Annotated in this window: 6 protein-coding genes; 5 read left to right on the top strand and 1 reads right to left on the bottom strand. The window is 37.8% G+C overall.

The genetic code is table 11. The features are described from left to right. Positions 1–103 precede the first annotated feature (103 nt). The gene (locus tag R8495_RS07250) at positions 104–1,318 is read right to left on the bottom strand and encodes an IS110 family RNA-guided transposase (protein WP_317634801.1); all 1,215 of its coding nucleotides are present in this window, start codon (positions 1,316–1,318) and stop codon (positions 104–106) included. A 378-nt stretch (positions 1,319–1,696) separates the two neighbouring features. Here R8495_RS07250 and R8495_RS07245 point away from each other — a divergent pair, with 378 nt between their 5' ends. The 5 genes from R8495_RS07245 to R8495_RS07225 all read left to right on the top strand — a co-directional run bounded on the left by R8495_RS07245 (position 1,697) and on the right by R8495_RS07225 (position 15,798). After that, positions 1,697–4,564 (top strand): hypothetical protein, encoded by a 2,868-nt coding sequence (locus tag R8495_RS07245; protein WP_317634809.1) that lies wholly within the window; start codon positions 1,697–1,699, stop codon positions 4,562–4,564. A 141-nt stretch (positions 4,565–4,705) separates the two neighbouring features. Beyond that, the gene (locus R8495_RS07240; RefSeq protein ID WP_317634808.1) at positions 4,706–7,573 is read left to right on the top strand and encodes an RND family efflux transporter; all 2,868 of its coding nucleotides are present in this window, start codon (positions 4,706–4,708) and stop codon (positions 7,571–7,573) included. 175 nt (positions 7,574–7,748) lie between these two features. Then, a complete protein-coding gene (locus R8495_RS07235; RefSeq protein WP_317634807.1) occupies positions 7,749–10,610 on the top strand; it encodes a hypothetical protein in 2,862 nt (953 codons plus the stop codon). 110 nt (positions 10,611–10,720) lie between these two features. Beyond that, entirely contained in the window at positions 10,721–13,180 is a 2,460-nt protein-coding gene (locus R8495_RS07230; RefSeq protein WP_317634806.1) for a hypothetical protein, read from the top strand. A gap of 128 nt (positions 13,181–13,308) precedes the next feature. Continuing rightward, positions 13,309–15,798 carry a hypothetical protein gene (locus R8495_RS07225; RefSeq protein WP_317634805.1) on the top strand — a complete coding sequence of 830 codons (2,490 nt, stop codon included), beginning with the start codon at positions 13,309–13,311 and terminating at the stop codon, positions 15,796–15,798. Positions 15,799–15,833: the final 35 nt, after the last annotated feature.

Below are 15,833 nucleotides of genomic sequence, written 5' to 3'. Positions count from 1 at the left end.
CTAAAATCTACTGGAATATTCAATTTTTTCCTGCACCAAATAAACCACCACTGATGAATTTTTTTCTAAATGGTGTTATAGTACTCTTGTAATCAGAAATAACCTATTGGCGCTTTGTCGTCGGATGATAAGAATATTTCTGATTTTTAATGATCAGGATGTACATCGTTCTAAGCAGGCGGTGCATCGAAGCAATGGCAATCTTCTTCGTCGAATGAGACGGGGCTGATTGCTTTTTGTTTCGGTAATAATCTGCAACATGCATCTGCTTAGAAGTTTTACTGCTGGTTGAAGAGACAATATTCATCACCATCTGATAAAGAATTTTGCGCCCATAAGGATTCCCCCGTTTACTGATGTGATCGGCTGCTTCGTAATTTCCCGACTCATAATGTCTCAGATCAATTCCAATATAAGCATTCACTTTATTAGCTGAAGTAAAACGTCTAATGTCACCGATTTCGGCAATTAAAAGAACGGCGGTTACTTCGCCAATGCCTGGAATACTAAGTAAGATCTCATATTCAGGGAGGTCTTGAGCCAGTTCAATCATTTCTTGAATTAAGTCATGCTTTAAATCTTGAAGTCTGAGTGCCTCGTCAGCCAAGTAACGAACCTGCTTGATCATGCTTGAATTACTGCTGACAGCTGGATGACAGGCTTGGGCTAAATCTTGTAGTTTAGCTGCAATCTTTAGTGCCCTGGCTTGTGACATATTCTTATTGGTAGAATTAAGCACCACTGGTGCTAGTTCTTCAGGATCTCCAGTGGGAACCATCGTACTCAGAGGATATCTCTTAACTAAGTTCCAATAGAGTGTGCCATTAGGCGTGCTGAGAATTCTCTCAACACTTGGAAAAGTCATTTGGAGTGCTCGATGAAGCCTCGTCTTCGCTCGAACTAGATCTGTACTGATTTCCTGGTAGAAACGACTCAAATCTTTTAATTGATCATAAACGGGATCTTGCTGATAACTAGGTTTACGATTTAGTTGAAACTGAGTTTGAGCCAAATTAAAAGCATCAGTAGCGTCAGTTTTACGAGGACGCAGACTGTCTAACTGTTTCTTGGCAACTAAGGGATTAAGGCAAGTATATTGATACCCGTGATCTTGCAGTAACTTTTGTAAACTGCGGGAGTAGACCCCAGTGGCTTCAAAGACGATCTCTGGTTCTTTAACCGAGTTAAGATCATTTAAAAGGCGATCAAAACCGATCTGATCATTGTCAAATTTATATTGGTTCACGACATTTTGATCAACGGATATGGCAACATTTGAAGTCTTGCTGCTGATATCAATTCCGAAAACAGTTCTCATTATTTAGTACATCCTTTCTTGAAGTTGAGTTCATTAAATCTTTATCTATCTAATTTTCTATACCCGACGACATGCGTCCAACATTCTACGAACAGACCTTAATAAAGATCATGAAGCTGCCAGTTTTTTTTACGACGACAAAGCGTCAAAAAGACCTACGACTTGTGCAACTTCATGCCTACTGTAACATAAAAAAAGTAGGGAACAGATGAATTCCGTCGAATCCATCTATCCACTACTAATCTTAGAATGTTTTTTTGAATATTATTTGGCTTCTGTCAAAAAAATTAAGATTTTTAACAATTAAAAATAATTTAATCGTGTATAATAGTAACTAGAACGTGCTCTAAAACGATTTATTTTTTTTGGAGGAAAATTATGAAAATGAATAAAGTTAAATATTTAGGCCTTTGTGCCACAACCTTGTTGACAATTGCTCCGGTAGCAAATTCGGCAGTAATTTTGGCAGGTCAACCAATTAGAACGGAAACAGTTAGGGCTGACGAGGAGACAACTTTTGTTAGTGCTCTTAAAGCAGGGTTTAGTTCCGATGTTAATTTAACTAGGAGTCAAATTAAAGATTTGTCTACTGGTAGTTTTAAAAAAGCAATGGAGTCTGATAAGACTTTTAAGTACTCAACAACTACTGCTGGTGAAATGTATAAAGAAACTGGACAAGGTAAAGATAATCTTTCACTGTATGATAATCTAGAAGTTCCTTTCTTGAAGCTGCTCGTTAAAAGCGGAGCTAAGATGGGAACGTTGGCTACTTTGGGCACAAGTATCTCAATGCAGATTACAGGTACTAAACTTACCCCTGCTCCAACTAGTGAATCAGATTTAGTAACTAAATTACAAGGTTTGCGGGCTGGAGATCAGGTAAAAGTCGATTTATCTATGAGTGATAATTCGACACCTGTTAAAACAGGATCGTTCTCAATCAACGTCACTGTTACTGCTGATCCAACAAATAAAATTAAATTAGCTGCCCCTGATGATATTACAGCTACAGCTAGTAGTAATACGGCTGATAAAGTAGCTAAGGCAGCTGATATTAAGGACGCAAGTGGTAATCAGGCTTTCCATGCAGAGGCTTTTGGCGCAGCTACAGACTATTACTATGCAGTTGACGGAAAAAACCAATTTGCTAAGCTCAATACGTTTAATTTGAATGTTTTGGGAAATGGAACTGGTGCAGTTGTTAATCAGTTGATACCGATCAAATATACAAATACGATTGCTTCTAAGTTTGATCCAAGCAGTTTTGTTTTTCTTAACACTGACAATAGTGGTAAAATAACCAAAATTGTTCCAACACCGGGTCCGACAACATTTGCTTATGTTCAAAGAAAAGTTGTTGTTGGAACCCCAGCCTATCCAATATTTAGATATACCACAGTTTATCAAGGAGTTTCAGCAACTAATACTCTTGAAAATGGTGATATTCTAGCACCTAATTCAGTTGACCAAACTAAATTGACTTACGTTTACAATGATTCAGGCAGCTTGGCGAAATTAAGGGATTACTTAAACGGTGATTTTAAAACTGATTCCAATGGAGCTGGGAAGTTAACAGCGTATAAAGATAGTCCGACTGGAACTAAATTAGCAATTACTTTTGAATTACCAGATTTGACTGCTAATACAAGTCCACAAAATGTCATTGCTAAGGCATTTAATGCAGATACTGGTGCGACTTCAACCATCAAAATTCCTGTAAAAGTTACAGATATTCCAGATCCTTCCGTGGCGCCAACCGTAACTAAGTTTCCGTCTGGGGACGTTATCGTTAACAGTCGGTTGGTAACAAAGCTTGATCCAACCAGTCTTGTTGCTGCTACTTACGTTGGTGCTGATAATAAGACTCGTGATCTACCAAGCCGCTACATCAAAGTTACCGTTGAGAACTCTAAGGGCGAAGCGGTGAGCCTTAACTACGACGGGACAATCCCGACAACTACTGCTGGAACTTACAAGGTTCACTTCGTCTTTTCAAATCCATCCGACGCTAATAAAAATGTCAAAAAAGATTTGACGATGAAGGTAAACTCAGCTGATTTGAGTGCGCCAACTATTACTGGGTTCAAAGATAGCGCAGTTTATAATTTATCCAATAATAAGCAAAAAGAAGTTAGCCCGCTTGCACAAATTTTAGGCATGGGGGACGTAAAAGCTACTTTTGTTGGTGTTGATGGTGCAAATCATACGATTGATCCAAAAAATATTACTTTTGATATCAAAAATTCTTATGGCCAATCAGTGTCCTTAAATTCTAACAATTGTATTCCAATGACTACTCCGGGCACTTACACAATTACTTATATTTGGGCTAATCCAGACGATCCAACAAAAACTACTAAAAAGAGTTCAACTTTAATTGTGAATTCAGTGGTTAGTGAACCGATGGCTGCGAAATACAGTAATAATCAAGTGGCTGATCCGACGATTGACACTAATACTAAGAGTTTTAACACTTTAAGCAACATATCTTTTAATTTGACTTATACAGATCCAAATTCTAGTACGCCAACAACTCCGACGACTGTGGCGGTTCCAAATAATTTCGTGGACGTTAAGGTTACTAAAGATGATAAAGAAGTAGCACTAACGAATTATGCGTTTACTCCATCTGAGGGAACTTACACAATCACTTATAAAGTTACTAATCCAAAGGATAATGTTATTACTTTGAATTATACGAGAACGCTAACGGTAAAAAGCGCCTCTGCTAAGCCAACTCCAAATCCTACTCCATCTCCATCGAGTCCAACAATTCAATATTCAGAAGGAGTCGTTTGGATTAATTATGTTCCGGGGTATGGAATTAATCTTTGGCTAAACAATAATTACAACGGTGGCGCTGAAAGAAATCCTGACGGAAGCTTGCGCAAATTACAACATGGAACTGCTTGGAAATACAATGCAGTTGCAACTTACGCTGACGGTAGTCAGTGGTACCAACTAGGAACTAATCAATGGATTCCATCAACTTATGCAAGTTTGACGGCAGTGGCAAGTCCAAATACTTGGGCTACAGTTAATCGCGAAGGGGTTGGGACAGTAAGTTATGTTCCAGGATACGGTATTAACGTATGGAGTTCTCCTGATCAACAAACTTGGACTAAGAAAATTTCTCACGGAACCGCTTGGAAGTATTTCAAGGTTGCAACTAAAAATGGTAAAACAATGTATAATTTAGGTGGAGATCAATGGGTAGACGGTCTTTACTTCTTCCCTAATTCTTAAAAATAAATTTTTGAGCAACCTCATTAGGAGGTTGTTTTTTTGAATCAAGGACCTTATGTGAAGTATTTCAAAAGCGGAGTTTGATTGCTATAATAACTAAGTGAAATTATTTTAATGTTCCCTGGGAGGGATTATAGAAAAATGAATAAATTTAAATATTTAGGAGTTTGTGCAACAGCATTGTTGACCATTGCTCCTGTTGCAACCAGTGCAGTTGCCTTCGCTTTTCAGCCGGTAGTCACAGATGTTCGGGCTGAAGTAAACTCAGATTATCAATCTTCTTTAGACAACGGCTTTAATTCAAACGCTAGTGTATCGTTGGATCAATTGAGTGGTTTAACTGATTTAGGTGGAGATTATAGTAGTGGTAATGGAAATATTGTTTATGACAATGTCGGAAATAGCAATTCGCTTTTTTCCACCAGTACCGACGCTTACGCAAAACTTTATGACAAGTTAAATAATAGTCTTTTAAGATTGTTGGTAAAAGATGGTGCAATAGTTGGTTTTCTTTCGAATTCAAATTATCGGACAACGATGAATGTCACAGGAGACAAAATAACTCCTGCGACAGGTTCAGGTGATTTGATTCATCAGTTACAGACGTTAAGTTCTGGTCAGACTTTTAAAGTTACCTTAACTACAAGAGATAGTGCGGGGGACGTTAAAGGAACAAAAGTTATTAATGTTACCGTTGTTAACAATCCAGCTAAGATTTCTTTGGGAAGCATTCCATCTCGGCGAGTAGATAATGGTAGTGCAACAAGTCAGACGGAGAATGGTTCAGATAATGCAGCAGTAATCAAGGATTATGCAGGTCGGCAGATCTTTTCTGCAATTGAATTGAACTCGGCTGTAAATAATTCGACTTATTACTATCAAAAAACCGGTTCAAGTGCGTTAATCACGAAGGATTATCGTAACTATGATCTGACCAGCAATAACACTGTTGAAGTTGTTAAGCAGTATATCCCAGTTCCTTATACCAAAGAAATTTCTGATCGCTATAACGCTAGAGATTTTGTTTTCTTAACTCAAGACGCCAATGATCAGAATTTAGCTACGATCACTAACACTCCTGTTACCCCAGGAAGTAATGCGGTGGCTTATGTTATCCGTCGAATAATTATTGGAAATGTTACTGATAAAAGTTATCCAGTATTTCGTTATGGTTCAACTGATGCTAATGGAACTACCACTATTTCCACGGTCAAAGATGGACAAACTTTGACGCCAAATAAAGTAGATGCTGCTAGCTTATCTTATACGTATAACGATCAAAATAGCCTAGATCAACTTAAAAACTATCTTGAAGGAAAATTCCAAACAACCACAGACGGTGCTGGTAATTTCAAAGCTTACAATAACATCGATACAGTTGATTCTAATAATAGTGAAGTTGGCACAATTAAGTTTATCTTGCCGCCGGTTGATGCTAAAACTGGGACCCAGTACGTTTTGGCGTCAGTTACTAATAATACTACTGGAATTGAAGCGACAGTTAAGATTCCAGTAACTGTGAAAGGTATTCCAAACGCAGCAGTAGCTCCAACGATTACAAAGTTCCCGGAAAACAGCCAGGTTACAGTTAACAGTAAGAGTACAACCAAGTATGATGCAAAGGCTGATGTTGCTGCAACTTATCTTGATGCTAATGGTGCAACTCAGACTCTTCCGGCAGCTAATATTTCAATTTCTGTTAAAAACGCAAACGGAAGTGATGTTGTTCTTAACAGTGACGGTACAGTTCCGACAACAACTTCTGGAACTTATACAGTTCACTATACTTTCACAAATCCAAACGACACTTCAAAAGTTGCAACTAAAGATTTAACTTTAACGGTCTCTTCTTCCGATTTAGTGGCTCCAACGGTCACAGGTTTTAAAGATAATGCAACTTATACTTTGTCAAATAATCAGCAAAAAGAAGTCAGTCCATTTGCTTCGGTTTTAGGAATGAGCGATGTTAAAGCAAGCTATGTCGGTTCAGATGGTGCAACCCACACTCTCGATCCTAATAAAGTGACTTTTAAAATTACTAATAAGCAGGGTCAAACGGTGGCGCTTAATTCAAATAAACTTATTTCAATGACCACTCCTGATACTCTGACAATTAATTACATTTGGACTAATCCAGATGATCCAACGAAAACAGTTACCAAAACTTCGACGTTGGTCATTAATTCGGTTGTCAGCCAACCGATTACTGCTAAATATAGCGGAAGTGAAACTGCTAATCCGAAGGTTATGGCTGGAACCCCGTTTAATGTATTAAATAACATGTCATTTACTTATAGTTATACTGATCCGTCTACTAGTACACCAACGACACCAATTACTGAAACAGTGCCAAATAATTTTGTTTCAGTTAAGGTGACTAAAGATGGAGTTAACGTTCCTTTGAGCAGTAACACATTTGCAACAAGTGCAGGGACTTACAATATTTCCTATAGTATTACTAATCCAAAAGATAACGCAACTACTTTGAATTACACTCGGACGTTGACTGTTCAACAATCAACTGGTCAGACGCCAGCGCTTGAAGATAAAGATGGGGTGTTGTGGATCAAGTATGTTCCAGGTTATGGCGTTAATCTTTGGAAAACGCCTGGTGTTACAGGTGGAGCCGAAACTCTGCCAGACGGAAGTTATCGTAAATTGAAACATGGAACTGCATGGAAATATTTCCAGACTGCTACTTATCCTGACGGGAGCAAGTGGTATAAATTAGGAAACAATCAATGGGTTTCAGCTTTATACGTTAGCTTGGTTGGAAACACTGATGATAGCTGGAATGTCCAACCTGTAACTGGCGTGGGAGTAATTAATTACGTTCCAGGTTACGGCGTTAATGTCTGGACTACACCAGATCAGAAACTCTATACGAAGAAATTGCCGGATGGTACAGCGTGGCAATTTTTCAAAATCGCAACAAACAATGGTAAAACTATGTATAATCTTGGCGGAAATCAATGGGTTGATTCTCAATATTTTGTGCCAAAAGGATAGTGAGCTTTCGGGCAGTCTTCTAAGGAGGATTGCTTTTTTTACATTCCCGCCCCAATTGTTAAAGAATTGTGAAGTTTATGTGCAATTTTGTCACGGGGCGTGCACGGCAAATGAAAATATGTATAATGGAACCATGGAAATTAAAAAATTAAAAAACTTGGAGGATAATTAATAGATGAGTTTAAATAAAGTAAAATATTTTGGGTTGTGTGCAACGGCATTATTAACGATAACTCCAATTGCAACAAGCGCAGTAACTATTGCGTCTCAGCCAATTACGAGTGATGTTGTCAAGGCGGATGCTATCGATACAGATTATCAAAATTCATTAACTAATGGATTTGGTTCGACAATTAATGTGACTGCTAGTCAACTAGCTGATTTAGCTTCTACTGCGATCAAGGGTGAAATAAGTCAAGGATCATTTGTTTATGATAATGTTGGCCCTATTGCTACTAATACAAAAGTTCTTTTTGATAATACTAGTAGTAGTCCAGCAGCTGATGCTGATCTTTATACAAATTTGCAGGACAGTTTTCTGAAACTTTTTGTTTCTACAAATTCTAAAGTTGGATTCTTGGCAAAAGCTAATGTTAAAACGAAAATGACTATTACAGGTCCTAAGTTGAGTACTCCAACTAGTGCAAGTGATCAAGTTCGTCAGCTTCAGACTTTGACAGATAATGATAAATTCTCTATTGCGTTATCAACTACAAATGCAAGTGGTGATGTAATCGGAACAAAGACAATTAATGTTACAGTTAGTCCTAAACCAGCTAAAATTGGTTTAGCACCAGTTGCTGGAATTACTGCTACTACATCTACAACTAATCTTTCGACTGAAAATGCAACTGATGTAGCAAAAGCTATTAAAAACTCACGTGGGGAACAAGCCTTCAAAGCAAGTGATATCAGTAGTTTTGTTGCAGCCGGTCATCCTTTCTACTATGCGGTAGATACTACTGGTGCATTTACTGCAAGTACTGCAACTTCAAAATATGAATTAGCTAGCGGAGTAACTGGTGCAGTTTATACTCAATTGATCCCAATTGAATATACAAGAACAGTTGCTGATACTTATGATGCAAGCAGTTTTGTATTCTTAGACAGCGCTAATAAAATAACTGCTACCGTTCCTGCTGCCGGAGCAGGAGAGGTTGCTTACGTTAAACGTCAGGTAACAGTTGGTACTGTTGCAAGTAAGGACTATCCAGTATTCAAGTATCTGTTTAGTGGTAGTTCAAATCCTACTTATAAGAACGGTGATGTTCTTACTGTGAATTCTACAGATAAAGAAAAATTGACTTATAAGTACAACGATCAAACAACATTCGATGCAGTTGAAACTTTTGTAAAAGGTGCGGATTTCAATGGCAATCTTAAAGCATACAAGAGTGTTAGTACTAACGATGCTGGTGTAGGTGCAATTACCGAGTCTATCAAGTATACGATGCCTGATATTAAATCAACAGCAGCTACTTCTTATGTATTGGCAAGTATAACAAATTCTGATAATGGAACTACAAGTACAGTTAAGATTCCTGTTACTGTAACTGATATTCCAACTCCGTTAACAGCTCCAACAGTTACAACTTTCCCAACAGCTGATCTTAATGCTACGAGCAAGACAACTAAGAGCATTGACCCATTGAGTGGTGTTAAAGCTACTTACGTTGGCAGCGACGGTAAGACTAAAGATTTAACAAAAGATAACATCAAGATTACTGTTACTGACTCAGCTAACAAAGATGTTGCGTTGAATTCTGATGGTACAGTTCCTACAACAACTAACGGAACTTACAAGATTACTTATGTATTCTCTAACCCAGACGACACATCTAAGACTGTAACTAAGACATTGAACCTTACTGTTACTGATACTAACTTAGTTGCTCCAACAGTTAATGGTTTTGTTGAAGGTACTTACACATTGTCTAACGTTAACCGCAAGTCAATCAATCCATTTGATGCTCTTTTGAAGACTGATAAGATTGATGCTTCATACGTTGGTTTAGACGGTAAGAAGACAGCAATTGCTAACGACAAAGTCAAAGTTACAGTTGCAGATTCAGCTAACAAAGCAGTTGCTTTAAATAGCGACGGCACAATCCCAATGACAACTGTAGGTACTTACAAAGTAACTTACACATTTGCGAACGGTGACGATGCTGCTAAAACTACGGCTAAAACTGTAACTCTTAATGTTAATGCTGCAACAACTGGAATGCCAGTAGCTGTTTATCATCAAGGTGCAACTCAAGATGTTACAACTACAACTAAAGACACTCCTAGCATTAACCCAACAGACGGTTCAGTAACATTCAGTTACACATACACTGATGCCGGAAGTTCATCTCCAACAACAGCTGATGTATCTAAAGATTTAATTTCAGTTAGTGTTACTAAAGATGGCAAAGCTGTTTCATTAGATTCAGCTGGTAAATTCGCAACAGAAGTTGGAACTTACAAAGTTAACTATTCAGTTATCAATCCAAAAGATAATGCAACCGTCTTGAACTATACTAGAACATTTACTGTTAATGCTCCAACTCCAGCACCTGTTGGACCAACAATTACTCCTGAAAATGGAATAGTTTACGTTAATTATGTTCCTGGCTACGGTGTAAATGTTTGGAAGAGCAGCAATACTAAAGATGGTGCAGAAGCACTTGCTGATGGCTCTCTTCGAAAATTACAACATGGTACTGCATGGAAGTATGATCAAGTTGCAACTTACGCTGATGGTTCAACTTGGTATCGTGTTGGTAAGAACCAATGGATCCAAGGCGAATACGCAAGTAAGACAGCTGTAGTTGCTCCTAGCTCTTGGTCAATCACTGATATCGAAGGTGTTGGTACTATTAACTATGTTCCTGGTTACGGTGTAAACCTTTGGACTTCTCCAGACCAAACAACTTGGACTAGAAAACTTGACCATGGTACTGCATGGAAGTACTTCAAGATTGCTAGAAAAGATGGTGTAACAATGTATAACCTTGGTGGTAACCAATGGGTTGACGGCACTTACTTTAAATAATCAATGATTTTAGATAGTCTCCATTTGGAGGCTATTTTTTTTGGTTAAATAAGGTACTAAATTGAGAAGATTACGCTTATAATGTAGTTAATAAACTGGAGGAATAACTAATGAACTTAAAGAAAATCAAATATTTAGGGGCTTGCGGCGCAGTTTTATTAATCGCTACACCAGTAGTTAGTAATACAGCAGCTCTAACTGCACACTCGATTAATGTTGTTAAGGCTGATGAAGAGTTGAATAATTTTCAATATGCATTGAATAATGGGTTTAACGAACATGTCCAGATTTCGCTTGAACAAATTCAAAAGTTGGCTAGTAATGCAATTAGAGGAAATTTTTTACCAAACGGGGACATTAATTATAAAGTTGTTGATTTACATGACGGAACTGACAATTATCTTTTTGATGATAAGGTATCACTTCCGGATGCGTTAAGACCTAGTTTACGTGATGGTCTTTTGAAAATTCTTGCTAATCCCAATGCAGGCGTCGAAATTTTAGCGATGCCTGAAACAAATATGACAATTAAGCTAAAAGGTGATAAAGTTGCTGGTGCTACTAGCTCTGCAGATTTAGTAAGCAAACTCAAGCAATTAAAAGATGGCGATAGCTTTTTTGTTAATCTTACAATTACGACAAGGACAGGGGAGGAAATTGCATCCAGGGATATTAATGTTAAATCTCTCGACCGTTCTAAGATTTCATTTAGAAAAGTAGCGCCAATTTTTGTTACTCCTGGCACAAAGACGGTAAAAACTGTTGATGCACAGGATCAATCTAACAGGATTGCGGATTCTAATGGTAGTCGGGCATTTGCAAGAAACCAAATAATCACTGAGGGTTTGTACTACGGAAATGTCGGGGATAGTCATTATGATACTCCTGAAAAAATGACTACTTACGAGTTGAAACCAGGAGAAGCCGAATCAACTTATACCCAATTGATTCCAGTATCTTTTACAGAAGGAGTATCTGATCATTTTGCGAACAGTAATTTTGTTTTCTTAAAGAACGATGGTAGTGGTGATGTTGATCCAGATGGTCCAAGTGAAGGCACCAAGATTGCATATATTGCTCAACCAGTGATTGTTACCACTTCGACTCAATCGAAGGCGACAGTTCCAGATGTCATTAGATTTCCGAGTGCTCTTAATGTATCAACTACTTCGACTAAAGAAATTGATCCGTTAAACGGGATCACAGCAACTTACTATGACAAAAATGGTGAAAATCAAGTTTTTCCTAATGGTAATATTCAAGTGTCAGTCGTTGATGCCAATAATAAGGAAGTCGCTTTGAATGCTAATGGGAAAATTTCGGCTGTAGCTGGAGATTATACTGTCAACTATTTGTTTGTAAATCCAGATGATTCAAATAAAAAAGTATCGAAAAAAGTTAAACTGACAGTGATTGATGGTAAATTTGATTCTCCAAAAGTTGATAATTTTGTTGAGGGAACTTTTAAGCTATCAAATGTTTCACTTAAATCTATTAGTCCGTTCGATCAAGCGCTAAATACTGATAAAATATCGGCTTCATACGTAGATAAAAGTGGAAAAGTCATGCCAATTGATAATAGTAATGTCAAGGTTAATGTGACGGATTCCAATAACAAGGCCGTTGCGCTAAATTCAAATGGGACAATCCCGTTAACTGAACCCGGTACTTACCAAGTGAATTATACATTTGTTAACGGCGATGATCCGACCAAGACAACGACAAAAACAATAACCTTAAAAGTGAACAGTGCGACTGTTGGAACGATGAATCCGATTTACGCACAAGGCTTTGAGAGTTATGAAGAACGTTTAAGCAAAGGATCTTATATTGACCCGCTTGAAGGATTAAGTTTTATTTTTAATTACATTGATCCCGATCTTGATGAGAATCCTAATATTGAGACAGTCTCTAGAAATTATATCAAGGTAAAAGTTACAAAAGGTAAAGATCGGAAAGAGGTTCCTTTGAATTCTGAAGGCAAGTTTAAGGACGAAATTGGGGAATACCTTGTCGAAATTACCGTAATTAATCCCATAAATAATGATAAAATTTTGAATTACAGTCGTAGTTTTATATTTTCTAAAGACGATCCGAGTCAACCAAAAGTAATTTCTGAAACAGGTGTTGCTTACATTAATTATAAATGGGGCTATGGGGTAAGTATTTGGAAATCCAGTGATATTAATCACGGGAAAGAAACCTTGCCTGATGGCAGTCAGCGAACTTTGTTGACAGGAACTGCTTGGAAATATGATCAGAAAGTAGTTTACCCTAATGGTGAAATTTGGTACCGTTTGGGGGATAATCAGTGGATCCAAGGGCAATATGTAAGTTTGAGTCCGCTTATTAATTCTAATTGGGTTATCACTGATGTGAGTGGTGTCGGGACTATTAATTATGTTCCAGGCTACGGGGTGAATCTTTGGGATTCACCAGATCAAGGCTCCTCTAGTAGGAAGTTAGCACACGGAACAACGTGGAAGTATTTTAAAATTGCAAAAAAAGATGGCAAAGTGATGTACAATCTTGGTGGTAATCAGTGGGTTGATGGGCAATATTTCAAATAAAGGTTACTAATTGTAAGTAATTGATAGAAAAATATTTTTAATTTATAGTATGAAAAATCTTTAAAAAAGGTTACAATGAAATGGTTGACGATTAAAAACAAATTTAATTTGTGGAGGAATTATAAAATATGACGTTAAATAAAATTAAATATTTGGGGATTTGTGCGACAAGTCTTTTGACTGTTGCGCCCCTCGCTACTAGTATGGTAAGCGTTTTTGCTCAACCGACGACGGTAGTTAAAGCTGAAACAACCGATCCAGCTTATCAGAAATCATTAGACGAAGGATTTAGTAATAATACTCAAATCACAGTTGATCAGTTACAAAAGCTTGAAGATTATGATTTTGGAGCTAATTTTAACGCTCAAGGGACTATTACACTCTATAATGTTTACAATAGTAGTAAGGGCCATAACAATGCACTTTTTAGTGGTGCAGGGGACAGCGATAAAAATTTATCTAATATGTTAAATGTGCACCTTTTTAATTTTCTTGCTAATCCGTTAGCGAAAGTTGGGAGTTTAGCTAAAGAGGATTATGCAACAGCTGTCCAGTTTAAAGGGGACAAACTTAGCGGAGCAAGTTCACCAGTTGAGCTATCTAAGAAATTAAGAGCTTTAACAGATGGTGATAGTTTCTTGGTGACTTTAACGACCACTAATTCGGCAGGAAACGTGGTTGGCGTTAAGAGTATCAATGTTAAAGTGTTTAATCGTGCAAACATGAAAATTCAAAAGTTAGCACCAGTTTATGTTAAACCAGGAACTCAAACAACTACTTATATTGACGAAAAACAATTAGCACCTAAAATTCTGGACGGTGCTGGTAATCCTGCCTTCCCAGAGAGTCGGATCATTCCTAACGGTGTTCGTTACGGGTTAGAAGGAGCTACTAAATATGTTTCAGCTTTTGATATGCCAACTTATGAATTAAAAGCTGGTTCTAAGAGCACTACGTATAATCAATTAATTGAGATGTCGATTGATACCGGTAATTCGATTCGTTATGCAGACAATAATTATGTTTTCTTAAGATCTGGCAATGTCGATGCTAGCGGAACAGCAACAACGGCAGCAACTGGCACAGCTTTAAAGGGTTATATCGTTCAACCAGTGATTGTTACAAGTGATGGCAAGCCAGTTGATGCACCAGCGAGCACGACTGCACCTACTGCGACGGTTCCAGCAGATTTTAATGTGAACAGCAAAACTACTAAGAGTATCGATCCGATGAAGGGTGTTTCGGCAACTTATGTTGATAAGAGTGGCAAAACTCAGACTTTGGCAGTTGCTAACATCAAAGTTACGGCAAAAGATGCTAAAAATGCAGATGTTAAAATGAATGCTGATGGTTCATTGCCAACAACTACTGACGGAACTTATACGCTAACTTATGTCTTCACTAACCCTGATGATGCAACTAAGACTACAACTAAAACAGTGACAGTGACAGTTGCTGCGACAGATGTTACAGTCGGTGCACCAACGGTTAATAACTTTGTTGAAGGCACTTATACTTTGTCAAACGTTAAAAACAAATCAATCAGTCCTTTTAACGCGACGATGAAGACTGACAAAATTGATGCTTCCTATACCGATAAAGATGGTAAAGTGCAAAAAATTGACAATACCAAAGTTAAAGTAGCAGTTGTTGACGCTAGTAACAAAGCGGTTGCGTTAAATAGTGATGGCACAATTCCGATGACAACTGTTGGTACTTACAAGGTAACTTACACATTTGCTAACGGTGACGATGCAACGAAGACGACGGTTAAGACGATTAATCTGACGGTTAATAGTGCGACAACTGATGTGCCAAAGGCTACTTATTATCAAGGTGCAAGTCAAAATGAAGAAGTATTGCTTAGCGAAAATGAAACGGCAATGATTGTGCCGCTAAACGGTTTGTTGCTTTTTAAGTACACTTATACAGATGCGGGTAGCTCGACTCCGATAACTGATGATGTTCCTAAAGAATGGATTTCTGTTAGCGTCACTAAGGATGGTCAGCCAGTTAAAACAAATACTGTAGGTGATTTTAAACCAGAAGCTGGTATTTACAAAGTGGAATATACTGTAGTTAATCCAAAAGATAACTCGTTTGTTTTGCACCATACGAGAACTTATACGATTAAAGCAGCCAAAATTCCAACAGTAACTAACGAAAGTGGTGTTGTGTACATTAATTACGTACCTGGTTATGGCGTTAATTTGTGGAAGAACAACAACACAACTGATGGAGCTGAACAACTAGCTGATGGTACTAATCGGAAATTAGCTCATGGCAGTGCTTGGAAGTATGATCAAGTTGCAACTTACGCTGATGGCAAGACATGGTATCGTTTGGGTACAAACCAGTGGGTTCAAGGTGAATATGCAAGCAAGACTCCCGTTGATAATCCAAATGATTGGAAGATTACTGAACAAGCAGGAGTTGGTAAAGTTTACTTCACTCCAGGCTACAGCGTTAACGTCTGGACTTCACCAGATGCGAAAACTTGGACTAAAAAGATTCCTGATGGTTCAAGCTGGAAATACTTTAAGGTCGCTCATAAACCAGGCAAGATGATGTACAATCTTGGCGGTGACCAATGGGTTGATGCAGCTTACTTCAAATAAGCAATAAAAAAATCTGAAGTAATTCAGATTTTTTT

It is taken from the genome of Xylocopilactobacillus apicola (assembly GCF_033095985.1).
Lineage (GTDB): Bacteria > Bacillota > Bacilli > Lactobacillales > Lactobacillaceae > Xylocopilactobacillus > Xylocopilactobacillus apicola.
Note: the sequence above shows the minus strand (reverse complement) of the source record. Positions and strands in the feature narration are given on the sequence as shown.